The sequence below is a fragment of the Flavobacterium album genome (genome assembly GCF_003096035.1).
GTDB lineage: Bacteria > Bacteroidota > Bacteroidia > Flavobacteriales > Flavobacteriaceae > Flavobacterium > Flavobacterium album.
This window is the reverse complement of record NZ_CP029186.1, coordinates 2,233,090-2,257,367: the sequence shown is the minus strand read 5'-3', so window position 1 is coordinate 2,257,367 and position 24,278 is coordinate 2,233,090. Positions and strand designations below refer to the sequence as shown.

Genomic DNA, 24,278 nt, shown 5'->3' with positions numbered 1-24,278 from the left:
TTATTTTTTAATGATAAATGTTTCAGTAATCACTGCCAGCTGCTTATCGGTAAGCTTCGATGTCTTTTTGAGCTTTTCGGTAAAAACCGCTACTTCTTCCGGTGTGGCAGGGCAGCCGAGGTTCTGGCCTTTAGCATCATTGGAGTCGGCCAGCAGGTTGCCTTTAGGATCAAGTATTACGAAATATGGCAGTCCGGCCTTTTCGCCCTTAAACTTTTTAAGCAACTCATCGCCTCCCGGGTTTTCAAGGTTCTTGTTTTTGGGTGATTCCTTCACTACAATTTGAGCCACTACGTAATTATCGTCGAAGAGCTTTTTGCAGGCATCGCTTTTCATATTGTTATCCATTTTTTTGCACCAGCTGCACCATGAGGCATGGAACATTACGAATACTTTTTTATTCTCTTTTTTGGCCTGCGCCGAAGCTTTTTCCAAAATTGAGGAAGCGCTTTCCTGTGCTGTTGCGACTGCAAGGTTTGCTAAAAGGAAAAGACAGGTAACGATTGTTTTTATTTTCATTGCACGTTTATTTAGTACCGGCAAGGTAGCAAAAATACTTTTTTGATGGTGATAATTTTTACCGTGCCAAAAATGATAAAATGTATAATCTTGGAAACATTTTGCCTCAGAACATAAATAATATATTTAAAAAATTTATATTTTGCATCACCACACCGAAAACTAATATTAAACCTAAAAAAACGTACTGTTTTATGAAAATGCACAGGGATATACTTGTTATTGAGGATGATGAAGATGACAGGGATATTTTAAGGGAGATCTTCCGGGACCTTGGCTACAAAAACAAAATCGTTTTTTTTTCTGACAGTACTGAAGCGTTAGACTATATCCGCAGGCCGGAGATTGAGCCTTTCATTATTATTTCCGACATTAACATGCCTAAACTGGGCGGATTTGAACTACGGAATATTATCCTGAATGAGGAAATCTTACTGGACAAAGACATTCCATATATCTTTATTTCCAACGCACAGGACGAACATTCCCTTAAGCAGGCCAACAAGCTCTCCATACAGGGCTACATCCACAAAGGGAATGATTACAATAAATATAAAGAGAAGATAAAGAACCTTGTTGATTACTGGAAGGTAAACATCAACTCCTTTTCGTCTAAGAAACAATAAAAAAAACGGGCTGCCTCTTCAAGACAGCCCGTTTTTCTTTACTTGATTCAATAAGCGGAAAATTATTCTTCCGGCATTGCCACCGGCCCAGCCCAGCTGTTCATTCCCCCTACAAGGTTGTATGTAGTGGAAAAACCAAGCTGGCTCATTATATTGCAGGCCTGCCCGCTCCTGGCGCCTGCCGCACAATATACATAATAGTTTTTGGACTTATCCATCTCTTCAAGGCCGTAGATAAAACCCTGCCCTTTGTAGATGTCTAAATTTATGGCTCCCGGTATGATGCCGCGGTTCCATTCGTCTGAGGTGCGTACATCCAGGATTACAGCATTGCTGTCTTCCTGCAATTTTTCCCACCATTCCTGTTGTGAAATATTCATTGGTTCGTTTTTGTCAAAGGTATTATGCTTTTATAGAACAGCCAATAGCCTTGGTTTCTTTTACAGTTACTTCTTTATTCTTAAGCAGGGCATCAACCGCATTCTCAACGTATTTTTGCTTAACCGCCGTCTCATCTTCATAATTATCATCGATAGCGCCAATGTATTTTACCACATTGCCTTTAGCCGTTTTCTGCAATACATATACGTGCGGGGTTTTGGTAGCGCCATATTGCGGATAGATCTTCTGCCCTTCGTCCAGCAGGTATGGGAACGTGAATTTCTTTTCTTTTGCCCTTTCCTGCATTTTTACAAAACTGTCGTCTTTCTGCTTTTCAGGATTGTTTGGGTTGATAGCAATAACCGGGTAGCCCAGCTTTTTGTATTTGGCATTAAGGGAAATCACCCTGTCTTCATACGCTTGGGCATACGGGCAATGGTTGCAGGTAAAGACTACGATAAAGCCTTTCGCATCTTTGAAATCCTTTAAGGACACTTTTTTGTTATCTACGTTTTTCAGGCTGAAATCGGTCGCTATGTCGCCTACTTTATAACCGCCCAAAGGTTTTGCCACAGTAAAGGCCGTCAAAAGCCCTACTGCCAAAAATATCCCTAAAATCTTTATTGTTTTCATATAGTTGTTATTTAAAATTGCTTACTTCTTTTTCGAGTTCCTCATAGGTAAAGGACCTTTCATAAAACTTACGGCTGTCCTTATTATATATTATGGTAGCCGGGATAGCACCGCTCCATGTAGAATCTACTTTTGGCAGCCATGTGTTCTGGTCGGGGTCGCGCAGCAAAACCACATCGCTCTTGAGCTGCTTCTCCTTAATAAAGGGCAACAGCTTGCTCTCTGCCATTTTTGGCATATCAAGGCTTACGAGCAGCACCTTGATTTTATCTTTTTTATACTTTTCATTCAGCTGTTCAAAATGCGGCAGCTCTTCCACACAGGGCACGCACCATGTCGCCCAGAAATTCACTACATAAGTCGTATCGTTTTTCTTGTTGAGGAAGTATTCGAGCCTGTCAAAATCATACGCTTTGACAGAAACGCCCTCAGCCGAATATACTTTTAGTGGTTTTGGGGCCGGTGTTTCGGCTACTTCCGGCTTCTCTTCCTTTTTTGCACAGGCAGTTGCCATTATGCCCAAAAAGGCCAGCAACAGTGCGCCATTCCTTATTTTTAAAGCCATTATTTGATTTTTTAACCAGCTAAAATTAGAGAAAAAAAAGCTTGCGATATTTTTTTTGAAATTTTAACACCACACTTGTATATACAAATAAAATTTATACTACATTTGTACATACAAATTTTGTAGTTGTAATGAAGATAGAAGAAGCTATAAAGTCGACAACACCCATATCGATCAGCAAGAAAACGATGCTGAACATTATGTATACGCAGAACCTGCTGGCAGAAAGCTTTAATGAGATATTAAAGCCTTACGACCTGTCGCCCGAGCAATTCAACGTTCTAAGGATACTTAGGGGACAGAAAGGCAAGCCGGCCAATATGTGTGTGATACAGGAGCGCATGATTGCCAAGACGAGCAACACTACCCGCCTTGTAGACAAACTGCTGCTGAAAGGCCTTGTAACGCGGGAAGTATGCAGCGATAACAGGCGGAAAATGGACATCAGCATCACCCAAAAAGGCCTGGACCTTCTTACGGACGTTGACCCGAAAGTACACAGCCACGAAGAAAGCTATGCCAGCAACCTGGACCATAAAGAACTGGAAACAATAAACCTCCTGCTGGAAAAATACAGGGGGGAATCACTTTAATTTAAAAACCATGACCGATTATATAGAAAGCCTTCAGTGGCGTTATGCCACCAAAAAATACGATCCGGATAAAAAGGTGTCGGATCAGGACCTCGAAACGCTCAAAGAAGCCGTAAGGCTGAGCGTTTCCTCTATGGGACTGCAGCCCTACAAGGTACTCATCGTAGAAAATCCTGAAGTGCGCCGGTTATTAAGGGAAGCATCCAACAACCAGGCGGCAATAACCGAAGCATCGCATGTGTTTGTTTTCGCCAATGAGACCAATGTGGGCCACAGCCATATTGAAAACTACCTTGACAACATCATCCGTACCAGGGAAGTCAGCCGTGAAAGCCTTGCCCCTTTCAGCAATTCGATGCACAGTTTTATCGAAAGCCAGACAGAAGATTCTAAAAATTTCTGGACATCGAAACAGGCCTATCTTGCTATGTCATCCCTTATCAATGCTGCGGCGGTATTGCATATAGATGCTACCCCGATGGAAGGCTTCAACAGGGCAGCTGTAAACGAGGTGCTTGGACTTGATAAAATCGGGTTAAGCGCAGCAGTGATAGCAACCATAGGCTACCGACACAAAGACGACAGATTCCAGCACCTTAAAAAAGTGAGAAAGTCGAAAGACGAGCTGTTCATTACCATCTAATTCAATAAACCTAAAATAAATAATTAATAACAATGAGAAATTTAAAAACAATTGCAATTGCATTAGTAGTAGCCCTTTCAACAATCACAGCTACAGCCCAGGACAAAAAAATCAACGCTTCAAAAAGTAAGATCAGCTGGATCGGCGAAAAAGTAACCGGCAAGCACGAAGGTACAATCAACGTAAAAGATGGTGTACTTACTTTTAAAAGCGGCAAACTTACAGGCGGTAATGTTACTGTTGACATGAACTCTATAAGCGTAAGCGACCTTAAGGCAGGAGAAGGTAAAGAAAAGCTTGAAGGCCACCTTAAAGCTGATGATTTCTTCGGCACTGCTACTTATCCAACTGCAAAGATCGTTTTCAAATCAGTTAAGGCAAAATCGGCCGGCGTATATACTGTAACGGCTGACCTTACTATCAAAAAAACTACTAAGCCTGTAACTTTTGACCTTACTGTGGGCAAGAATTCTGCAACAACTACGTTAAAAGTAGACAGGACGAAGTATGATATCGTTTACGGATCAAAAAGCTTCTTCGACTCTATAGGTGATAAAGCCATCTATGATGAGTTCACGCTTAATGTAAACCTACAGTTTTAATTAGTATTTAAATTGAATGCGAAACCCCTGCCTCGGCAGGGGTTTTGTTTTTTTCTGAGGGTCTGAGTTACTGAGGCACTAGATTCTGAGCATTTAAGCCGCTCTGCAAAGGCTCTGACTTTGTGGGTGTGTTGGCATGTCTATGACATGCAAATAAAGGTCGGAGACCTTTCATCACTTACGCAAAGTCATAGACTTTGCGGAGCGGAAGGTTTATTTTTTTATTACACATACAAGGTTGAAAAACCTTGCAGGTGGTCAGAACAATCCTTCAATAGACAAATACCTTTCACCGGTATCATAATTGAACGTTAGCACCACGGCATCTTCGGGTAGCTCTGCCAGTTTTTTATTAACTGCCGCCAGGGAGGCGCCCGTCGAAACACCTGCAAGAAGGCCTTCCTCCTTTGCTGCCCTTCGGGCAAACTCATAAGCCTCGTCTTTGCCCACCTGGATAACCCCATCAATAAGGTCGCTGCGGTAAATGGACGGAACGAACCCCGCCCCTATTCCCTGTAACGGGTGCAGGCCCGGGCTCCCGCCGCTCAATACAGGCGATAATTCCGGTTCCACAGCAAACACCTTCAGGTTTGGGAATTTTTCCTTTAAAACGGATGCTACGCCTGTTATATGGCCTCCGGTACCCACTCCGGTAATAATGTAGTCGATCCCATCAGGGAAATCGGCCAGTATTTCCTGTGCCGTGGTTCTTTGATGCACTTCTACATTGGCAGGATTATCAAACTGGCGCGGCGACCATGCATTGGGAGTTGAGGCAGTCAGTTCGGCAGCTTTTTCGATGGCGCCCTTCATCCCTTTTTCGCGCGGTGTAAGCTCAAATTCGGCGCCGTATATCGACATCAGCTTCCTGCGTTCCACGCTCATCGACTCGGGCATTACCAATAGTAATTTATAACCTTTCACGGCAGCCACCAATGCCAGTCCGATACCCGTGTTCCCCGATGTCGGTTCAATGATGATGCTGTCTTTGTTCAGCAGCCCCTTGGCCTCGGCATCCTCGATCATGGCCAGCGCAATGCGGTCTTTTATACTGTTGCCGGGGTTGTTGCGTTCCAGCTTTACCCATACTTTACGGCCTTTGAACAATCTGCCCAATTGCACATGCGGGGTGTTCCCTATCGTTCCTAAAATACTATCTGCTTTCATATATTGAATTTTTATATTACAAAATTTAATGGTTCAGGGAATACATCCCTGCTTTTTATAGTCACCTCGCTCTTATGGTACACCAGTGAATTGGGCGGTACGGAATGCGTAATCCAGACGTTTCCTCCGATTACCGACCCGTCGCCTATTACGGTAGCGCCGCCAAGTATCGTCGCGTTCGCATAAATGGTCACGCCGTTGCCTATTGTGGGGTGCCGCTGCACTGAAGCATCTGCTTTGCTTACGCTCAACGCACCGAGGGTAACGCCCTGGTAGATCTTCACATCGTCACCGATGACCGATGTTTCGCCAATGACGATCCCGGTACCGTGGTCGATGAAAAACCGCTCCCCTATCTTCGCCCCCGGATGGATGTCGATGCCCGTTTTGCCATGTACATATTCGCTGAGCATCCTGGGCAGGACAGGCACGTTGTTTTCCCAAAGTTCATGGGCAATGCGATAGACCGCAATAGCAAAGAATCCGGGGTATGAAACCAGCACTTCACTACGCGATTTTGCCGCCGGGTCGAACTCAAATATGGCTTTAAGATCATCCTCAAGCTTTTGATGAAGTAAAATAACTTTATTATTTAGTTTTAAAATAAATGAGTCAGCTTCAATTCTATTTAATCCGGCCAACTCCAGCAGATCAGAAAGCACATTTTTAAGTTCTTTTTCCTTCTCCAGAAAATAGTCGTAATCAGCATACTTCGGGCTGATGCAAAAGAGCCAGCTGAAGAATTCCTCAACCCAATATTCAGCTTTTGCCTTATCGGGAAGCACGCCGGATCTCAGGTAATTTGCGGTATAGACAGGATGTTTCATAATTATAAAATAAAAGCCCCTCTGGCGGGAGGAGCTCTGCGGTTTAATAAGGTTTCAGCCTATATCATGCCATAGCAAGCCCATCCCGGTATGAGGGACAACAGCTGCATTGCATGATATTTTTTGCCGGAACCATATAGAAATACGTTAGATACAGAACAAATTTAATGAAAAAAAAGTTACTACTCTACTAAATTAGTAGATTTATAGAATTGTCACAATTACCAATTAATGTTTTATACATTTGCAGGACTTAGCCCTTTTTTATGAAAAAAATACTCGTTATCGACAACTACGACAGCTTTACCTACAACCTTGTACATTATTTGGAAGCGCTTGATTGCGAAGTGGATGTCCTTCGCAATGACGAACTATCCATTGACAATCCCGAAGGATATGACAGGATACTGCTTTCTCCCGGACCCGGGATTCCCGATGAGGCCGGCCTGCTGAAAGCCATCATAAAAAAGTACGCACCCACCAAAAGCATCCTGGGTATCTGCCTGGGGCAGCAGGCCATTGGGGAGGTCTTTGGCGGAAGCCTTATTAACCTTGAAGAAGTGTACCACGGGGTTGCTGCCACCATCCGTATTACAGTGGATGACGAACAACTTTTTGCAGGCCTGCCACCTGAGATTGAAGTAGGCCGTTACCATTCCTGGAGTGTAGATCCGGCTACGTTACCCAATGTTTTGGAGGTTACCTCTGTCGATAAAATGGGGCAGGTGATGTCGCTCCGTCATAAAATTTTTGATGTAAAAGGAGTGCAATTCCATCCCGAATCAGTGCTTACTCCCGATGGGAAAGCCATTTTAGCAAATTGGCTTAATCATAAATAACATGTAAATCTTTACATAAAGTAATTTAATATTATAACTTGATTATAAATTAATTAATAATTACATATAGAAATTATCTATTGTGATTATCGCAATCGTTTTATGTTAAAATGTTGTTAACAGTACCATTAAACAAACGTTTAATTTAAACAAGTGTTTAACTTTGCGTCGCAATTAATTAGTAAGGACGCTATGACAGATTTTAACGACAAGCAAACCGACATCCTGCAGGCAGCCGAAAAGCTGTTTGCCGAAGTAGGGTTTGACGGCGCTTCCATCAGGACAATAGCAAAAGAGGCTAATGTGAATATCGCGATGATATCCTATTATTTCGGCTCGAAAGAAAAGCTGCTTGAAGCGCTCATTATACACCGCACATCGGGGATGAAGATGCAATTGGAAAATATATTCAACGAAGCCCTCTCCCCTCTCGAAAAGGTAGACCGCCTTATAGACCTTTACATCTCCCGTATCAACAAGAACAAATGCATGTACCAGATAATGCATTTTGAGCTTTCTTCCAAAAAGAGGATCATGGATATGAAAGCCTTTATCGACATCAAAAGGCAAAACCTTGAGCTCTTCAAGAGGATCATACAGGAAGGACAGGAACTTGGCGTGTTCCGCAAAGATGTCAACATTGTGCTCATCCCTCCCACCATTATGGGCATCCTGGTGCATTTCCAGATGAACAGGGCATTCTTCGACCCCATACTTGGCCTTGAGACCGAAGAAGCCTTTGAGAGCTACATAAAGAACGAACTGACTGCCCATATTAAACAAACAATTAAAGCGCTTTTATTACATGAAAATTAGAAATCTATTGCCGGGACTCCTTCTTTTCCTGGGCCTTGCAATGCAGGCGCAGGAAAAGAAGGCGCTCTCCCTCGACGAGGCCATTTCCCTCGCCACCACAAAAAGCACCGAAGCCGGCCTTGCCGACACACGGGTGACTACCTCCAAACTGGACGTTGACAATGTGAAGAACAATGTCTATCCTGACTTTAAAGTTTCGGGGCAGTACATGAGGATTACGAACCCTACGGTGAAATTCAAGATCCCCCTTGGGAACGACGAACCCGCAGATCCGGGCGATGGCAGCGGCGGAAGCACGGCATCGCCGAGTGTAAACCAGATCATGTTTGCACAGGCGAGCCTTAGCATGCCTATTTTTTCAGGCTTTAAGCTGAGGAACAGCATTGATGCCTCTGAGAACATCTACAAGGCACAAACGTTCAATGCAGCGAACACAAAAGAACAGCTGGCCATGCAGGCGATCATGCTGTATGTGAACCTGTACAAAGCAGAACAATCGATTGCCCTGATACAGGAAAACCTGAAAAGCGCCGACCAGCGTGTGACCGACTTTACTGCTATGGAGCAGAACGGCCTGCTTGCCCGCAACGACTTATTGAAAGCACAATTGCAATCGAGCAACATACAGCTGACACTGGATGATGCCCGCAAGAAAGCTGCAGTTATCAACTACCAATTGGTAACACTGCTGAAACTGCCCGAAGGTACACAGGTAGTAACAGGCGATGCTTATTTTAAAAACGCGCAGGGAATAACCCCTACAGCTACCGAGGCAGAAGCAATAGCGCAGCGCAGCGACCTTGAAGCTTTAAGGTGGCAGCAAAAGGCCGCCGAAGCCAACATCAAAGTTGCAAAGGGCGATTATTACCCCTCATTGGCATTATCAGCGGGCTACGTGGCCTTAGACATCCAGAACGTGGTTCAGGTATACAATGCGGTTAATTTTGGCGTAGGCGTGTCCTATGACATTTCGGGCATCTTTAAGAACAACAAGAAAGTGAAGGCTGCCCAAAGCCGTGCCGAAGAAACCAGGTACCAGGTAGCATTGCTTACCGACCGTGTAAAGGTACAGGTGCAGGAAGCCCTTGAAAACTACAACCTGTCGCTGAAGCAGAATAAAGTTTATACAGAGGCTGTAGACCAGGCGACTGAGAACTACAGGATCGTTAAGGATAAATACGACAACGGCCTTGTAGATACCAACGACCTGCTGGAGGCTGACGTGGAACAGCTGCAGGCGAAACTCAACCAGGCCTTCTCTAAAGCCGATATGACACAGCGTTACTACGAACTGCTTAACGCGTCAGGCAAACTCACCGGATCGTTCAATCTTCAATCAAATCAAAACTAATCACCCATGGAAAAGAAGAAAACAAATAAGAAATTCCTCATAATTTTTATAATCCTTGTCATTATAGGCGGGGTGTACGGCACCATTAAATACATGCATTCACGCGTTCATGAGGAAACGGATGATGCACAGGTAGAAAAGAACATGAATCCTATCATACCCCGTGTGACGGGCTACATCACCAAAGTTTTTGTAAAAGACAACCAGATGGTGAAAAAAGGCGACACACTTTTTATAATAGATGACAAAGATTACGTTGTGCGCGTAGAGGAGGCTAAAGCAGCCCTTGCCGCAGCACAGGGAAGCTATGCTGTAGCCAAAGCCGATATAGGCGGTGCACAGGCCGGTGTGAGCGTAAGCGAAGCCCAAATCCAAAGCAGCAAAGGCAACATCGAAGCGGCGAAGGTGCGTGTATGGAGAGCTAATAATGACTTTGTGCGCTACCAGAACCTTTACAACAACAAGAGCATTACCAAACAGCAGTTTGAGCAGGCACAGGCCGCCAAACAGGAAGCCGAGGCAGAATTGCGCGTGTTGCAACAGGCTGAAGCCGCAAGCAAAAGCCAAAGGGCAGCGAGCGTGAGCCGCAGTGAAGTGTCGGGCAAGCAGACGGAAGTGGCCAACGCCAACATCGAAAGGGCTAAAGCAACGCTGAAAGCTGCCGAACTGAACCTTAGCTACACCGTAGTTACTGCCGCTGTAGACGGGCAGGTGAGCGCTATAGACATACAGCCGGGGCAATTGGTGCAGCCGGGACAGGCATTGTTCTATGTCATAAGCAATGAAGACGGATGGGTAGTAGCCAACTTTAAAGAAACCCAGGTGACCAAGATGAAAGAAGGCCAAAAAGTGATCATCAAGGCTGATGCTTACCCGGACGTGGAATTTGAAGGCCAGGTGAGCTCATTCTCCCCTGCTACAGGTGCGCGCTTTTCGCTATTGCCTCCGGATAATGCTACAGGCAACTTCGTGAAAACCGTACAAAGGATACCTGTGAAGATAACCCTTAGAGGAAATAACGACAAAGAAAAAGTCAAACTGCTGCGTCCGGGAATGAACGTAGAAGTAGACGTACATTTAGATTAATATCATGGCAGGAGGACCAACCGTACAGAACGACTTGGTAGAATACGGCTTCAGGCGCGTTATCATCACCATCACCGCGGTGCTGTGTGCCCTGCTTGAAATTGTAGATACTACCATTGTAAACGTTGCGCTGAAACAGATGCAGGGCAGCCTTGGCGCTACACTTACCGATGTGGCCTGGGTAATTACCGCCTATGCGATAGCCAACGTAATTGTAATCCCAATGACCAGCTGGCTGAGCCAGCAGTTTGGGCGCCGCAACTATTTTGCGGTAAGTATTGTGATCTTTACCGTAGCATCTTTTTTGTGCGGTAACAGCGATAACATCTGGGAACTCGTTATATTCCGCTTCATCCAGGGTATGGGCGGGGGCGCGCTCCTGGTAACCGCGCAGACCATCATCACCGAAAGCTATCCTGCCGAAAAACGCGGTATGGCACAGGCTATTTACGGTATGGGTGTTATTGTGGGCCCTACACTCGGACCCCCGCTGGGAGGATGGATCGTAGACAACTGGAGCTGGCCTTATATCTTTTACATCAACATACCGCTGGGAATCATTGCCGCCATGCTTACGCTGATGTATGTGAAAAGCCCTAAATATGGCGAAAAGATGAAGGCTAACCAGGTAGACTGGTGGGGAATGCTCTTCCTCATTTTATTCATTGGCTCATTACAGTTCGTGCTGGAACACGGGCAGCAGGACGACTGGTTTGAAGACCCGCTTATTACCGGGCTTAGCGTACTGAGCCTCTTTGGGTTGTTTGCCTTCATTTGGCGGGAACTTGTATACGAACACCCGATAGTAAACCTGCGGGTGCTTAAAGACAGCAACCTGCGGATAGGCACCATACTTTGTTTTATAATGGGCTTCGGTCTCTATGGCACCACCTTCATCATACCTATTTACACACAGCAGATCCTCGGATGGCCCGCGCTCGATGCAGGTTTATTGCTAATGCCAAGCTCGATAGCCACCGCGTTTATGATGCCTATAATCGGGCAGATGATACAGAGGGGCATACCGCAAACCTACATGGTTGCTACGGGCTTCCTCGTGTTCTTCCTGTTCACGTACTGGATGTACAACATCATGACACCCGATACCGGTACTGAGAATTTCTTCTGGCCGCTTATAATGCGCGGCGTAGGCCTTGGGCTGCTGTTTGTACCCATCACCACCATGTCGCTTTCTACCCTTAAAGGGAAAAGCATTGGCGAAGGTGCTGCTTTTACCGGAATGATGCGCCAGCTGGGCGGTTCGTTCGGTATTGCGATCATCAGTACGTTCATTACGCGGTACACCCAGTCGCACAGGGTAAACCTGGTAGCTCATGAACAGGTTACCGACTTTGCCGTGCAGCAGCGCGTGTCGCAGATACAGCATGGCTTTATGGCACAGGGGATCCCGGCGAATGAAGCGCTCGACAAAGCCTACAAGGCAATGGAGGGCGGCGTATTAAGGCAGGCAACCGTGTTATCGTATATGGACATATTCTTATACCTGGGAATCCTGTTCCTTATCTGCATACCATTCATACTATTGATAAGGCGTGGAAAAGGAAAAGTGGATATGAGCGAGGCGATGCATTAATTTAGACTATTAGATTTTTAGATAGTACTTTTAGACAAAAACCTCCGAAGCAGATAACTTCGGAGGTTTTTATTTTGGAGTTATATAAAGGATGCCATCATATAAATCTTCATAATGATTCATCATAAAATTATCTTCTTCCCATTTCTGGCCTTTGAAAACAAATAAAAGATATTCAGATATATATGGCCTTGGCCAGCCTTTCACCTGAGAGTTACGGTAGTCATATCTTATAACCAAAATATCCTTTTCCTCGGGCTCATATTCAAAATCATAACAGTAATCGGTATTGATTTCGTGCATCACATCGGCAGACAGGAGATTTCCAGTTTTCTTGGATGGCATATTATAATAAAACCAACTATCATGAAAGGGCCTTAAAAACCTCCTTAAACTCCAGGTATAGATAGTATCTAAATATTCTTCCTTGTCTTTTTCCTTCTGTTTCTTCTTCGCTTCTGCCTTGTCCCGCTTTTTGATATGCTGGGGATTGTCGATGCTGGGGCGCGTTTTTATATACTTACCAAATCGGCTGTAATTATCATCAATAACAAATTTCAGTAAGTATCCAGCTTCCATATGTTATCTTGTAAACATCAATGTATTTCCTTTCGATAATTTCGGATCAAAAGCATAGCCTTCATAGTTAAAGCCTTTCAGTCCTTTGAGTGTCTTTACATTCTTGTCGATGATGTAGCGCACCATCATCCCTCTCGCCTTTTTGGCAAAGAAACTTACCATGCGCAATTCGCCATCTTTATAATCTTTGAATTCGGGTGTGATGACAGGGACTTTGAGCGCCTTGGTATCTATAGCATCAAAATATTCCTTACTGGCAAGGTTGATGAACAGCTCGCCGTCTTTCAATTCGTCATTGAGCGATTCGGTTATAGTCTGTTTCCAAAACTCATAGAGGTTATTGTTCTCCCCTACCGCCATCTGCGTGCCCATTTCGAGGCGGTACGGCTGGATAAGGTCGAGTGGCTTTAAAAGGCCATACAGCCCTGATAATATCCGCAGGGTGTCCTGCAATTTGCCAACTTTTGCTGTGGGTATCGTATAGGCATCCAGGCCTGTATATACATCGCCATTGAAGGCATAAACCGCCGGGCGGGCATTTTTATTGGTAAAAGGCGTTTTCCACTCCTGGTTGCGCTGCCAGTTGAGGTCGGCCAGCTTGTCGGATATATCCATCAGTTCCCGCAGTTCGGCAGGTGTTTTTTCTTTTAAGGTTTTGTGTACGGTTTCGGCATTGGCTAAAAAAGCAGGTTGTGTGTGTTTGCGTACCGGCAGCTTGCTTTCGTAATCAAGTGTTTTGGCAGGCGATATGACGATTTTCATTTCAATTCTGATTTTATCCAAAAGTAGTGGTTCCTGCAGGGTTTTCAAAACCTTGCAGGTATTAATTCCACGATAAAAGATGACAAATAGACCTACAAGGTTTTCAAAACCTTGCAGGTCGGACGTTGTAACCGGCATGAGTGCAGCTCGCGTGAGGGAAAGCCGAAGTCGAAGTATTGCATCTGCATGCCGGTAATATCCCAATATTCAGCAAACAGTATGATCTCGTAAGCATACCGCGCCTTATCCTTATAGATAAGGAAGGTAATTTTGTGGATTCTAAAATGCCGTACCCGTACGACAAAGGATTTGAAAAGCTGCTTCGTGAAACGCTGGGACTTCCTGAAAAGAAATAATTTTATCTTTGCCTGACTATGGGATTCCGTTCGGCATTGATAAAACACAGGGAGTTAATATTATACGGCGTATACCTGGCGCTGCTGCTATTGGTATTGCGGTGGTTTGAATTCCGTTTCCTTATACTCAGCAACTCCCTCGATATCTATATCGGGCTGATAGCGCTTGTATTTATGGGACTTGGCATTTGGGTCGCCTTAAAATTGGCCAAGCCGAAAAAGGAAACCATTGTCATTGAAAAAGAGATACACATCCCTGCGCAAAAAAACTTTACCTTTAATGAAGAAGAAGCCGAAAGGCTCGGGCTGAGCAAACGGGAACTGGAAGTATTGCAGCTGATGTCAGAAGGGCTGAGCAACGCGGAGATCGCAGAAAGGCTATTCGTATCGCTGAATACTGTGAAGACACATTCTTCTAAGCTATTTGAAAAGCTTGAAGTAAAACGGCGGACACAGGCGGTAGAGGTTGGTAAGCGATTTGGATTGATTGCTTAAGTATTCCTCAATAGTCACATAACACTATTTGAATAACTACAAAAATGTCAGCCCAATTCTCTTGTTGAGGCCCACTTCGAAGATCCTGATCAGTGTGGAAAGCTGTATATTACCTTTGCCATTTTCTATCTTTGAGATATAGCTTTTTTTAGTACCCGTTTTTTCAGCTAATTGTTCTTGTGTCAGGTTAGCTTCCCTTCGCGCTTCCTTAAGCATTTCACTAATGATGAACATTTGGGAATTTTCCTCATAGCGATTTCGGGACTCCATCCCTATTGCCCCATGTTCACGCTCAATAAGTTCATCAAATGAATTTATGTTATCGTAATTTTTCATAGCATTATTTTTTTTGTGCAAAATATTCAGATTTCAACTTTATTGCCCTTTCAAGTTCATTGGCCGGGGTCTTTTGCGTTTTTTTATGAAAGCCGTTAAACAGTACAACCAGCCTGCCTTCATCAAAACAACAGAATATCCTGTAGATGTTAGATTGGTATTCGACCCTTATTTCATAAAGGCCATCTGTACCCGATAGATGTTTAAGGAATTTCTCAGGAACCCTTTCCACTTGTTTTATAAGTTCAAGTACATACTGGATCTTGACTTTTACCTTCTCATCCTGATTTTTGTAGAACTCAATAAAATGGTTTTCGTAAAATATGATTTTCCTTATCATTAGACAAAGTTATCTCAAAAGTGAACATTATCCAAATCTAATTTACGTTGATTGGTATTAAAAACATTTTATCTTTGGTTAAATTACATAAAACCACTGTAAACACCCAAAATCACCCGAAAGTATGAGGCCTAATTTCAGACGGATGCGCAACTTTGCCCCATAAACATAAACAAATTATCATGAAAAAACTTGTACTTACTTATGGGCTTATCGGGGGCGCTGTTTCTGTCATCGGCTACCTCATCACAATGCTTACCGGCCACACCAATATGATGGTGAGCATGGTCATCGGCTTTGCCTCCATGCTGGCTGCCTTTTCGCTTATTTTTGTTGCTACCGTAAAATACCGCAACGCGCACGGCGGAGTTATTACCTTTGGCAATGCCTTACAGATAGGCCTGTATATCTCGCTCATTACTGCTACGATATATGTAGTAGTGTGGCTTTTTTACCTGTACAACATCTATCCTGACTTTGCCGAAAAACTTTCGGCCCAATATCTTGACAGCCTCAGGGCGGATGGCGAAACGGAAAAGGTTATTGCAGAGAAAACCGCCGAAATGAACCAGTTTGTTCTTGATTATAAAAAACCCTGGTTTGTGGTCATGAAAACCTATGAGGAGATCCTTCCGCTGGGCATCATCGTATCGCTAATCAGCGCACTGATATTAAAACGTAAACCAAAACTACAACAATAATTATGGGAAAAGTAACAGGATTGGGCGGACTATTCTTCCGCTCCAAAGACAGCAAGGCACAGGCACAATGGTATTATGACCACCTGGGCATCAATTCGGCAACAACGGGCTATATATGGATGCAGGAGGCCGGGCCAACTGTATTCTCCCCCTTTAAAGAAGACACCGATTATTTTGGCAGCATGGCGCAGCAGTTCATGATCAACTTCCGTGTGGAAGGGCTTGATGAACTGTTGGAGGACCTTGCGGCAAAGGGTGTCCGTATCGATGAGAACCGTATGGACGAGTCATATGGCAAATTCGCATGGATATACGACCCGGAAGGCAACAAGATCGAGTTGTGGGAACCGGTTGCGGGATAATAATCTTCCCGTTATAATTTTCGCGACGAATTACACAAATTAGCACTACTTATAGAATTGGTGTAAATTAGTGTAATTCGTAGCTATCTTTTATATTTGTAGAAAATCCCTTACGCTATGGACTTTTCTCAGATAAATAAAAGCATCAGCCGCTATGTGAGCTTTACAGAGGAAGAGCTGGATATCTTCAACGCGCTTGCAACATATAAAAAGGTGCCAAAAAAGACCATTATGCTGCGCGAAGGCGAGATGTGCGATTTTGAAGCATTCGTACTGAAAGGCTGTGTGCGGAAATACTACATAGACCCCAGCGGGTTTGAAGTGATACTGCAATTTGCCATAGAGGATGCGTGGGTAAGCGACATCTCTTTCAGTATTTATGAGGATAAGCCAAGCCGCATCTTTATCGAAACGATGGAAGACTGTGAATTCCTTGTCTTTACCCCTGAAACCAAAGAGGAGCTTTTCGCGAAAGCGCCAAAGTTCGAAAGGGCTTTCCGCATCCTGATTCAGCGTAACCTCGCTACCACACAAAACAGGCTGTTCAATGCCATATCAAAGACCGCACTCGAAAAATACCTGGAGTTCCTGGAGCTCTACCCCACCCTGCCCCAGCGCGTGGCCCAGCATTATATCGCATCCTATCTAGGTATCTCTGCGGAGTTCCTTAGCAAGACGAGGGCGAAAGTCGCAAGGAATTAATTTCAGATTTCAGATCGTAGATTTCAGATTCCACTCATACTCTCTAAACGTGCTTTTTACAGCAGGAGTGAAGCTCAATCTGAAATCTACGATCTGAAATCTGAAATTGTTTTCTTGTCCCAGTTCAATGCCCACGACTTTATAAAGCCGCAACTTTGCCCTGTAATTAAACAACGACTTATTATGGACAGAAAAGATTTTATAAAGAAGGGCCTGATGGGAACAGGGATGTTCATTACATCGGCTGCGTTGGGTGATGCGCTTAAAAACGACATTGACGAAATTGCGCCCTTAGAGCCTATAGGTTTTAACCACCTGCCCAACCCGGGCTCGCTGGTACTGGAAAACACGGTTTTGCACCGCGCCGAAACACGTGGTCATACCAACCACGGCTGGCTGGATTCGCACCACACCTTCAGCTTCGCAAACTACAACAACCCGGACCGTATGCATTTTGGCGTGCTCAGGGTACTAAATGACGACAGGGTAGATCCCGGCATGGGCTTTGGCACGCACCCGCATGATAATATGGAGATCATCTCCATTCCGCTGGAAGGCGACCTGGAGCATAAAGACAGCATGGACAACACCGCCGTGATACGTAAAGGCGATATCCAGGTGATGAGCGCCGGCACGGGAATATACCACAGCGAATACAACCGCAACAAAGACAGGCTGACCAAATTCCTGCAGATATGGGTATACCCGAATAAAAGAAATGTAACGCCACGTTACGGGCAGGTTACTTTATCTGAAGCCGACCGCCATAACAAACTACAGCAGGTGCTCTCCCCTAACCCGGACGATGAAGGCGTGTGGATACACCAGGACGCATGGTTCCACCTTGGCACGTTTGACAAGGATATTGAGGCAGGCTATTCGCTTAAGAAAAAAGGTAACGGCATCTATGCTTTTGTAATAAAAGGTGAACTTACCATCGGCTCCATTGCGCTTAAAGAACGCGACGGCCTTGGGATATGGGACACCGATGCAATAACCGTTACCGCTAATTCGCAGGATGCTGAGATACTGCTGATGGAAGTCCCAATGACTTTGCGATAAATATTTTCAAAAAAATGATTTCATTATAAAATAATCTCCATACATTTGTATATACAAATATTGTAGATACACATTTAATTAAATATAATAACATTAAAATTTTAAAAACAATGGCAACAACCAAATGGGCAATAGACCCAACCCACTCAGAGATCGGATTTAAAGTAAAACACATGATGTTCAGCAACGTATCGGGCAAGTTTGGCACCTTTACAGCTGAAGCGACTACAGAAGATGATAACTTCGAGAATGCGCAATTTGATTTCAGCGCAGATGTTGATTCTGTAAACACAGGCAACACCGACCGTGACAACCACCTGAAAACTGTTGATTTCTTCGGTACTGAAGAGCATGGCAAGATCACTTTCAAATCGACTTCCTTCAAAAAGAACAGTGATGAAGATTATACGCTTATCGGCGACCTTACCATCAAAGGCACTACAAAACCAGTAACCCTTGCTGTGGAATTCGGCGGTATCGCAAAAGATCCCTGGGGCAACACCAAAGCAGGATTTAGCGCAACCGGCAAGCTGAACCGCAAAGATTTCGGCCTTACCTGGAACGCAGCCCTTGAAACCGGCGGTGTGTTAGTAAGCGAAGAAGTAAAACTCGTAATCGACGTACAGTTCGTAAAACAATAATTGGTTTGGTTTTTATATTTGAAAGCCCCGCAGCAGTGATGTTGCGGGGTTTTTGTTTATGTCGATAACTGAAAATATTGTGTGTAACGAATATGTGAGGGATTGTAGCGGCATCCTGCTGAGCCTGCCTGCCGGCAAAGGCAGGGCACGAAGCAGATATAGCGGAAAGCCCGGCCCAAAGGGACACGCCCAAAATAGTTTAATCCTCTTCCTCTACCGTATGCGATTTGGAATATACCCGCCATTTCTCGATGCACTCTGTCATATCCTGTGGTATGGGCGCTTCAAAACGCAAAAATTCTTTCGTAACAGGATGCTCAAAGCCTAATGTTTTGGCATGGAGCGCCTGCCTTGGCAGTACTTTGAAGCAATTCTCAATGAACTGCTTGTATTTGGTAAACGTTGTGCCTTTCAGTATAAGGTCGCCGCCGTAACGGGCATCGTTGAATAAAGTGTGCCCTATATGCTTCATGTGTACGCGTATCTGGTGGGTACGGCCGGTCTCAAGCTGGCAGGATACTAAAGTTACATAACCAAAGCGTTCCAGCACCTTGTAATGCGTTACTGCGTGCTTGCCCTCACTGCCATCCACATAAACGGTATTCTGCATACGGTCTTTAGGGTGGCGGCCTATGTGTCCCTCTATAGTGCCTTCCTCCTCTTCGATATTGCCCCATACGAGCGCAACATATTCCCTCTCGGATGTTTTCTCGGCAAATTGCTTGGTAAGATACGCCATCGCCTGTTCGGTCTTGGCAATAACCAAAAGGCCGGAAGTGTCTTTATCAATGCGGTGCACCAATCCCGGCCTCTCGCTGCTGTTCATCGGCAGGTTCTCAAAATGATAAGCCAGCGCATTCACCAGCGTACCGGAATAATTGCCATGCCCGGGATGTACTACCATACCTGCAGGCTTGTTCACAACCAAGAGCTGGTCATCCTCATATACAATGTCAAGTGGGATATTTTCAGGGGTAAGCAGGTACTCATACGGCGGGTGCTCCAGGCGCATGCTCACGATATCGTTGGCCTTAACCTTGTAGTTCGACTTTACAGGAATATCATTTACATAAATATTACCCAGTTCCGCAGCCTGCTGTATCTTGTTGCGTGTAGTGTTTTCAATAAGGTTCATCAGGAATTTATCGACCCTTAACGGGGCCTGCCCTTTCCCGGCTTCAAACCTGTGATGTTCGTATAGTTCGTCTTCCGATTCGTTCTCTAAAATTGGTCCTGTCATCGTTATTCTTCGTCATCAATATTAATATCCTGTGTACCTGTGCTGTCCGGCTCTTCATATCCTGTTTTGCCATCGCCCAGTACCAGGTCGATCTTGGAAGCTTTCATTACTTTATCGCCTGCCTTCAGCTTTTTGCCGTTCTGCCACATTTCAAGTACAACATCCTTAGCAAGATATGGCTTGTAGGTCTTCTTGCCTTCTTCGAGCCCGCTTCCTTTAAGCATAGGTACTGCAGCCCTGTAGGTTTTCTGTACAAGGTCCGGCAGCAAGATCATGCTGAATTTGCCCGCGTTCACCTTAATATATATTTTACGATTCTCCTTAACATTTGCATTTGGCAGCGGATCCTGTTCTACAACGCTGTAGGGCGGGAACTCAGGCCTGAAGTCTACCGTATCAAGCACTATATATTCGAGGTCGATATTCTCCAGTGTCTCCCCTGCTTTTTCAACTGTCATTTTACGAAGGTCAGGCACCGGTATCTTCTGGTCGTGGTTGGTCGCAAAGCTCAGCCATTGGAGGAGCAGGAAAATAACCACTATCACAATCCCGAGGGCTATAGCCAGGTGCTTGAAGAAAACTTTACTAGTCAAAAAATTTTTAAGGCTCATGTAAATGAATTTTGGCAAAGATATAAATAATACTAAACTTTATAGTTAATGAAGTTCCGGCACAACAATATTGTTTTGAAACGAAATTTAGTAAGAAACTATAAAAATGTCATATTGAGCGCAGTCGAAATAGATATTTTTATAGTTTTTTGCTTCTCGACTGCGCTCGAAGTGACAACCGGAACGTTATAATTTGTACCTGACATCTGTAGTTAACGCAAATAATGATATTTTTGTGTAAGCTTGCGGCAATTCCGGTTTTGCAGGCCAAATCAACAAACCTTTAAAACAATGAACATAGCAGTGGTAATGGGCGGATATTCAGATGAATCCGTTATTTCTATCCGAAGCGGGCAGCTGATCCTCAACAACCTTGACAAAAATAAATATACGCCTTTTGAGTTACATATCCTTCCGGAAGGGTGGAATGTTATCATCGACGGCGAAAAGTACCCCATAAATAAAGGGGATTTTTCATTTGAGAAAAATGGCCAAAAAACAACTTTCGACACCATCGTAAATACGGTACACGGAACACCCGGCGAGGACGGCCACCTGCAGTCGTATTGGGAACTGCTTGAAATACCTTATACCGGCTGTGGCTTTTACCAGAGCGCATTAACGTTTAACAAACGTGACACATTGAGCGTATTAGCGAAGTTCAACATCCCGAGAGCAAAGTCCATTTACCTGTCAAAAGGCGATCCGATTACTGCTGAAGATGTGAAGGAGACACTCGGATTGCCGTTTATGGTAAAGCCCAACCAGAGCGGCAGCAGCCTTGGTGTCTCAAAAGTGAACGACCTGGCCGATTTTGAAAAGGCGCTGGAGTTCGCTTTCGCAGAAGACAATGACATCCTTATTGAATCGTACCTGAAAGGAACTGAAGTTTCGGTTGGAGTGCTTAATTATAAAGGCGAAACCACTGTACTGGGACTGACCGAGATCGTATCGCACAACGATTTTTTTGATTACGAAGCCAAATACCTGGGCAAGTCGGAAGAGATTACCCCGGCAAGGGTTGACGCTGCCACGGAGAAAAAGATCCGCGAAACTGCTGCCAAAGCTTATGAAGCATTGGGAATGAGCGGGTTTAGCCGTACTGATTTTATCGTAATGGATGGCGAACCGCATTTTATAGAGATCAATACCAATCCGGGATTATCGCCGCAAAGCATCTTCCCGCAGCAAGCCGCACACGCAGGGATAGCGATGAGCGATTTGCTGGATAGCGAGATAGCTTTGGCACAGGAGCGTAAAGTGCTTTGGAAACGATAATATGATTGGACTTCCCCACCTCTGGAGAGGTGGCTGAAAGCCGTGGTGGTTAAACTATAATGTAAAACCACCCCACCCTGCGGGCACCCCTCCAAAGGAGGAGAAGTCAACCCGAACATAGAAAAAGAAATAATCATGGTTGAAAGCCGCTATATAGAACTAAATCAAAATGTACGTTTTGGTAAACCAATAATTACCGGTACAAGGATAACTGTGGAAGATGTATTGAATTGGCTTGAAAGTGGAATGACAATTCGGGATATCTTAAACGATTTTCCTGAATTAAATGCTGAACAAGTAAATGCATGCATTGACTGTAATAGGTGAGCCTAAGCAGATGCAGAACAATCAGACAAACCTGAAACTTTAAACCTGAAACTAAAAAATGAGAATAGCCGTTTTCCCCGGATCCTTCGATCCAATAACCCTTGGGCATTACGATATTATTAAGCGTGGTGTTGGCCTTTTCGATAAGATCATTGTTGCCATTGGGGTAAATGCCGAGAAAAAATATATGTTTTCGCTGGAAGAGCGCCTGCGTTTTATAAAGGAGTCTTTCGCTGATGAGCCCAAAATAGAGGTCATAACTTACGAAGGCCTCACTATCGACCTTTGCAAAAAAGTGGGTGCACAGTTTATTTTGAGAGGGCTTCGCAATCCTGCGGACTTTGAATTCGAAAAAGCGATAGCCCATACCAACAGGCAGCTTTCGAAAATTGAGACGGTATTCTTGCTGACGGCTATCAGCACTTCCCACATCAGTTCGAGCATTGTGCGGGATGTACTGCGGAATGGCGGCGATTACACCATCCTTGTCCCCGATCCGGTGCGGGTAAAATAATAGTATGAAAAAATTCCTAATCCTGTTGCTGTTTACCGCAACGCTTTCTGCGCAAAAAATATGTATACTACTCCCTACGAAAAAGGCAACGGTAATCAAACGGCAACTTATGAGGAAATCATCGCCTTCTTTAAACTCCTGGATAAAGACTTTGAAGCCATCCAGATGCTGGAAATGGGCCCAACAGACAGTGGTATACCCTTACACATTATAATATATAATCCGGACAACGTTTTCGATTTCGAACAGATACACAAAAATAAAGCAGTGCTGCTGCTCAACAACGGCATACATCCGGGCGAGCCGGATGGCATAGACGCTACCATGATGCTGTACCGCGACCTGGCAACAGCTAAAGTTAAAGCACCTAAGAATATGGTCATTGTCAATATCCCCGTTTATAACATTGGCGGCGCACTGAACCGTAACTCCCACACCCGCGCTAACCAGAACGGGCCGGAAAGCTACGGCTTTCGCGGAAATGATCGCAATTACGACCTGAACCGTGACTTTGTAAAGAGTGATACGAAAAACACACGCAGCTTTGCGCAGATATTCCAAAAGGTACAGCCCGATGTGTTTATAGACAACCATGTGAGCAACGGCGCCGATTACCAATATATTTTCACTTACATCGCGACACACCACCAAAAGCTGGGTGGTAACCTTGGCAATTATTTCAAGGCTGAAATGATGCCGAAGATCCTTGCCGGAATGAAGGCTAAAGGCATAGAAGCAACACCTTATGTGAACATCCACGACGAAAAGCCGGACAGCGGTTTTGAGCAGTTCATGGACCATCCGAGGTACTCCACAGGGTATGCCTCAATGTTCAATGTACCGGGGTCGATGCCCGAAACACACATGTTGAAAGACTATGCCAGCCGCGTGAAGGTTACTTACGAATACATGGCCGAAACCCTTGCCTATATTGAGGAAAACCACAATAAGATAAAGGAACTGCGCGCCGAAAGCAACGGCCATTACAAGCCCGGCATGCACTACCCGCTGCAATGGCAGATCGATTCGACAGAAATAACACTGCTTCCGTTTTTGGGCTACGAAGGCGGGCATAAGCCAAGCGATGTATCCGGCAAGCCAAGGCTGTATTACGACAGGAAGAAGCCGTTTAGCAAGACTGTGCCATATTTGCAGCAATATAAACCGGCATTGGAAGTCACGATCCCGGAAGCCTATATCATCCCGCAATCCTGGTGGAATGTCATTGAATTGCTAAAGATCAATAACATTACCATGGAACCATTGGCGCAGGACACAGAGATCGAGGTGGAAAGCTACCGTATCGTCGATTATAAGACCGGTAAATATCCGTATGAAGGCCATTACCCGCACAGTGATGTAAAAATAAAGGCAACGACACATAAAGTGCGTTTCCGTAAAGGCGACTTTGTTATAAAAACGAGCCAGCCGGGCGTGAAATACCTTTTGGAAACATTGGAGCCACAGGCCATTGACTCTTATTTCAACTGGAACTTTTTTGATGCGATACTGCAACAGAAAGAATATTTTTCAGCCTATGTTTTTGAAGATACGGCTGCGAAATTGCTAAAAGACAACCCTAAGCTAAAAGCCGAATTTGATGCCAAAAAGAAGCAGGACAAAGCTTTCTCGGATGATGGTGAAGCACAGCTTGACTGGATTTATATGCATTCAGAATATTATGAGAAGACGCATATGGAGTATCCTGTGTATCGTATGGTAAAATAATT

At 44.6% G+C, this 24,278-nt stretch carries 32 protein-coding genes; 20 read left to right on the top strand and 12 right to left on the bottom strand.

The genetic code is table 11. The features are described 5' to 3' along the window. Positions 1 to 519: a thioredoxin family protein gene (locus HYN59_RS10060; RefSeq protein ID WP_108778140.1), complete on the bottom strand. Its 519-nt coding sequence runs from the start codon at positions 517 to 519 to the stop codon at positions 1 to 3. Positions 520 to 713: 194 nt separating this feature from the next. Between HYN59_RS10060 and HYN59_RS10055 the strand changes: the two genes are divergently transcribed. Then, positions 714 to 1,145 (top strand): response regulator, encoded by a 432-nt coding sequence (locus HYN59_RS10055; protein ID WP_108779702.1) that lies wholly within the window; start codon positions 714 to 716, stop codon positions 1,143 to 1,145. A gap of 62 nt (positions 1,146 to 1,207) precedes the next feature. Here HYN59_RS10055 and HYN59_RS10050 read toward each other — a convergent pair whose 3' ends face one another. The 3 genes from HYN59_RS10050 to HYN59_RS10040 are packed head-to-tail and all read right to left on the bottom strand — an operon-like array spanning position 1,208 to position 2,724. Further along, positions 1,208 to 1,525 (bottom strand): rhodanese-like domain-containing protein, encoded by a 318-nt coding sequence (locus HYN59_RS10050; RefSeq protein ID WP_108778139.1) that lies wholly within the window; start codon positions 1,523 to 1,525, stop codon positions 1,208 to 1,210. Between the two features lie 22 nt (positions 1,526 to 1,547). Continuing rightward, positions 1,548 to 2,159: a thioredoxin family protein gene (locus HYN59_RS10045; RefSeq protein ID WP_108778138.1), complete on the bottom strand. Its 612-nt coding sequence runs from the start codon at positions 2,157 to 2,159 to the stop codon at positions 1,548 to 1,550. Positions 2,160 to 2,166: 7 nt separating this feature from the next. After that, the gene (locus tag HYN59_RS10040) at positions 2,167 to 2,724 is read right to left on the bottom strand and encodes a TlpA disulfide reductase family protein (protein WP_108778137.1); all 558 of its coding nucleotides are present in this window, start codon (positions 2,722 to 2,724) and stop codon (positions 2,167 to 2,169) included. 131 nt (positions 2,725 to 2,855) lie between these two features. Here HYN59_RS10040 and HYN59_RS10035 point away from each other — a divergent pair, with 131 nt between their 5' ends. Genes HYN59_RS10035 through HYN59_RS10025 form a run of 3 tightly spaced genes read left to right on the top strand, consistent with a single transcriptional unit; the run spans position 2,856 to position 4,562 of the window. Next, entirely contained in the window at positions 2,856 to 3,317 is a 462-nt protein-coding gene (locus tag HYN59_RS10035; protein ID WP_108778136.1) for a MarR family winged helix-turn-helix transcriptional regulator, read from the top strand. Between the two features lie 10 nt (positions 3,318 to 3,327). Beyond that, positions 3,328 to 3,960 carry an NAD(P)H-dependent oxidoreductase gene (locus HYN59_RS10030; protein WP_108778135.1) on the top strand — a complete coding sequence of 211 codons (633 nt, stop codon included), beginning with the start codon at positions 3,328 to 3,330 and terminating at the stop codon, positions 3,958 to 3,960. 32 nt (positions 3,961 to 3,992) lie between these two features. Beyond that, a complete protein-coding gene (locus tag HYN59_RS10025; RefSeq protein ID WP_108778134.1) occupies positions 3,993 to 4,562 on the top strand; it encodes a YceI family protein in 570 nt (189 codons plus the stop codon). A 258-nt stretch (positions 4,563 to 4,820) separates the two neighbouring features. Here HYN59_RS10025 and cysK read toward each other — a convergent pair whose 3' ends face one another. Both cysK and epsC read right to left on the bottom strand, forming a co-directional pair. Continuing rightward, complete coding sequence (gene cysK / locus HYN59_RS10020) at positions 4,821 to 5,729, bottom strand: cysteine synthase A (RefSeq protein WP_108778133.1); 909 nt, start codon at positions 5,727 to 5,729, stop codon at positions 4,821 to 4,823. Between the two features lie 11 nt (positions 5,730 to 5,740). After that, on the bottom strand, positions 5,741 to 6,556 hold the full coding sequence (epsC, locus tag HYN59_RS10015; RefSeq protein WP_108778132.1) for a serine O-acetyltransferase EpsC: 816 nt from the start codon (positions 6,554 to 6,556) through the stop codon (positions 5,741 to 5,743). A gap of 266 nt (positions 6,557 to 6,822) precedes the next feature. Here epsC and HYN59_RS10010 point away from each other — a divergent pair, with 266 nt between their 5' ends. From HYN59_RS10010 to HYN59_RS09990, 5 genes are all read left to right on the top strand, one after another. After that, entirely contained in the window at positions 6,823 to 7,395 is a 573-nt protein-coding gene (locus HYN59_RS10010) for an anthranilate synthase component II (protein ID WP_108778131.1), read from the top strand. 192 nt (positions 7,396 to 7,587) lie between these two features. Next, complete coding sequence (locus HYN59_RS10005) at positions 7,588 to 8,211, top strand: TetR/AcrR family transcriptional regulator (protein ID WP_108778130.1); 624 nt, start codon at positions 7,588 to 7,590, stop codon at positions 8,209 to 8,211. Then, positions 8,201 to 9,562, top strand: coding sequence for a TolC family protein (locus tag HYN59_RS10000; RefSeq protein ID WP_108778129.1), 1,362 nt, complete (start codon positions 8,201 to 8,203; stop codon positions 9,560 to 9,562). The genes HYN59_RS10005 and HYN59_RS10000 overlap by 11 nt, the downstream gene beginning before the upstream one ends. 6 nt (positions 9,563 to 9,568) lie before the next feature. Beyond that, the gene (locus tag HYN59_RS09995) at positions 9,569 to 10,648 is read left to right on the top strand and encodes an HlyD family secretion protein (RefSeq protein ID WP_108778128.1); all 1,080 of its coding nucleotides are present in this window, start codon (positions 9,569 to 9,571) and stop codon (positions 10,646 to 10,648) included. Positions 10,649 to 10,652: 4 nt separating this feature from the next. After that, on the top strand, positions 10,653 to 12,242 hold the full coding sequence (locus HYN59_RS09990; RefSeq protein ID WP_108778127.1) for an MDR family MFS transporter: 1,590 nt from the start codon (positions 10,653 to 10,655) through the stop codon (positions 12,240 to 12,242). A 69-nt stretch (positions 12,243 to 12,311) separates the two neighbouring features. Here HYN59_RS09990 and HYN59_RS09985 read toward each other — a convergent pair whose 3' ends face one another. Together HYN59_RS09985 and yaaA are read right to left on the bottom strand one after the other, a co-directional pair. After that, the gene (locus tag HYN59_RS09985) at positions 12,312 to 12,821 is read right to left on the bottom strand and encodes a hypothetical protein (RefSeq protein WP_108778126.1); all 510 of its coding nucleotides are present in this window, start codon (positions 12,819 to 12,821) and stop codon (positions 12,312 to 12,314) included. Between the two features lie 3 nt (positions 12,822 to 12,824). Next, on the bottom strand, positions 12,825 to 13,583 hold the full coding sequence (gene yaaA, locus HYN59_RS09980) for a peroxide stress protein YaaA (RefSeq protein WP_108779701.1): 759 nt from the start codon (positions 13,581 to 13,583) through the stop codon (positions 12,825 to 12,827). 176 nt (positions 13,584 to 13,759) lie between these two features. Between yaaA and HYN59_RS09975 the strand changes: the two genes are divergently transcribed. Together HYN59_RS09975 and HYN59_RS09970 are read left to right on the top strand one after the other, a co-directional pair. Next, on the top strand, positions 13,760 to 13,939 hold the full coding sequence (locus tag HYN59_RS09975) for a hypothetical protein (protein ID WP_108778125.1): 180 nt from the start codon (positions 13,760 to 13,762) through the stop codon (positions 13,937 to 13,939). Between the two features lie 18 nt (positions 13,940 to 13,957). Then, positions 13,958 to 14,434 (top strand): response regulator transcription factor, encoded by a 477-nt coding sequence (locus tag HYN59_RS09970; protein ID WP_108778124.1) that lies wholly within the window; start codon positions 13,958 to 13,960, stop codon positions 14,432 to 14,434. 36 nt (positions 14,435 to 14,470) lie between these two features. On the opposite strand, the gene HYN59_RS09965 is transcribed toward HYN59_RS09970, so the two are convergent. Beyond that, positions 14,471 to 14,770 (bottom strand): helix-turn-helix domain-containing protein, encoded by a 300-nt coding sequence (locus HYN59_RS09965; protein ID WP_108778123.1) that lies wholly within the window; start codon positions 14,768 to 14,770, stop codon positions 14,471 to 14,473. Between the two features lie 4 nt (positions 14,771 to 14,774). Further along, positions 14,775 to 15,110: a type II toxin-antitoxin system RelE/ParE family toxin gene (locus tag HYN59_RS09960; RefSeq protein ID WP_108778122.1), complete on the bottom strand. Its 336-nt coding sequence runs from the start codon at positions 15,108 to 15,110 to the stop codon at positions 14,775 to 14,777. 182 nt (positions 15,111 to 15,292) lie between these two features. On the opposite strand from HYN59_RS09960, the gene HYN59_RS09955 reads away from it, so the two are divergent. The 5 genes from HYN59_RS09955 to HYN59_RS09935 all read left to right on the top strand — a co-directional run bounded on the left by HYN59_RS09955 (position 15,293) and on the right by HYN59_RS09935 (position 18,578). Further along, positions 15,293 to 15,811: a DUF4199 domain-containing protein gene (locus tag HYN59_RS09955; protein WP_108778121.1), complete on the top strand. Its 519-nt coding sequence runs from the start codon at positions 15,293 to 15,295 to the stop codon at positions 15,809 to 15,811. 2 nt (positions 15,812 to 15,813) lie between these two features. Then, positions 15,814 to 16,173 (top strand): VOC family protein, encoded by a 360-nt coding sequence (locus HYN59_RS09950; protein WP_108778120.1) that lies wholly within the window; start codon positions 15,814 to 15,816, stop codon positions 16,171 to 16,173. Between the two features lie 117 nt (positions 16,174 to 16,290). Next, positions 16,291 to 16,875 (top strand): Crp/Fnr family transcriptional regulator, encoded by a 585-nt coding sequence (locus HYN59_RS09945; RefSeq protein WP_108778119.1) that lies wholly within the window; start codon positions 16,291 to 16,293, stop codon positions 16,873 to 16,875. 339 nt (positions 16,876 to 17,214) lie between these two features. Beyond that, the gene (locus tag HYN59_RS09940) at positions 17,215 to 17,937 is read left to right on the top strand and encodes a pirin family protein (protein ID WP_245895717.1); all 723 of its coding nucleotides are present in this window, start codon (positions 17,215 to 17,217) and stop codon (positions 17,935 to 17,937) included. A 110-nt stretch (positions 17,938 to 18,047) separates the two neighbouring features. After that, on the top strand, positions 18,048 to 18,578 hold the full coding sequence (locus HYN59_RS09935; protein ID WP_108778117.1) for a YceI family protein: 531 nt from the start codon (positions 18,048 to 18,050) through the stop codon (positions 18,576 to 18,578). Positions 18,579 to 18,777: 199 nt separating this feature from the next. Here the strand turns inward: HYN59_RS09935 and HYN59_RS09930 are convergent, their stop codons facing one another. Beyond that, entirely contained in the window at positions 18,778 to 19,818 is a 1,041-nt protein-coding gene (locus tag HYN59_RS09930; RefSeq protein WP_108778116.1) for an RluA family pseudouridine synthase, read from the bottom strand. Positions 19,819 to 19,820: 2 nt separating this feature from the next. Further along, a complete protein-coding gene (locus tag HYN59_RS09925) occupies positions 19,821 to 20,429 on the bottom strand; it encodes a PASTA domain-containing protein (RefSeq protein WP_108778115.1) in 609 nt (202 codons plus the stop codon). A 291-nt stretch (positions 20,430 to 20,720) separates the two neighbouring features. Here HYN59_RS09925 and HYN59_RS09920 point away from each other — a divergent pair, with 291 nt between their 5' ends. From HYN59_RS09920 to HYN59_RS09905, 4 genes are all read left to right on the top strand, one after another. Next, positions 20,721 to 21,707 carry a D-alanine--D-alanine ligase gene (locus tag HYN59_RS09920; protein ID WP_108778114.1) on the top strand — a complete coding sequence of 329 codons (987 nt, stop codon included), beginning with the start codon at positions 20,721 to 20,723 and terminating at the stop codon, positions 21,705 to 21,707. A 135-nt stretch (positions 21,708 to 21,842) separates the two neighbouring features. After that, positions 21,843 to 22,034, top strand: a complete 192-nt coding sequence (locus HYN59_RS09915; protein ID WP_108778113.1) for a DUF433 domain-containing protein — start codon at positions 21,843 to 21,845, stop codon at positions 22,032 to 22,034. 58 nt (positions 22,035 to 22,092) lie between these two features. Further along, positions 22,093 to 22,548: a pantetheine-phosphate adenylyltransferase gene (coaD, locus tag HYN59_RS09910; RefSeq protein ID WP_108778112.1), complete on the top strand. Its 456-nt coding sequence runs from the start codon at positions 22,093 to 22,095 to the stop codon at positions 22,546 to 22,548. 60 nt (positions 22,549 to 22,608) lie between these two features. Further along, a complete protein-coding gene (locus tag HYN59_RS09905; protein WP_108778111.1) occupies positions 22,609 to 24,276 on the top strand; it encodes a M14 family metallopeptidase in 1,668 nt (555 codons plus the stop codon). The last annotated feature ends 2 nt before the right edge of the window (positions 24,277 to 24,278 follow it).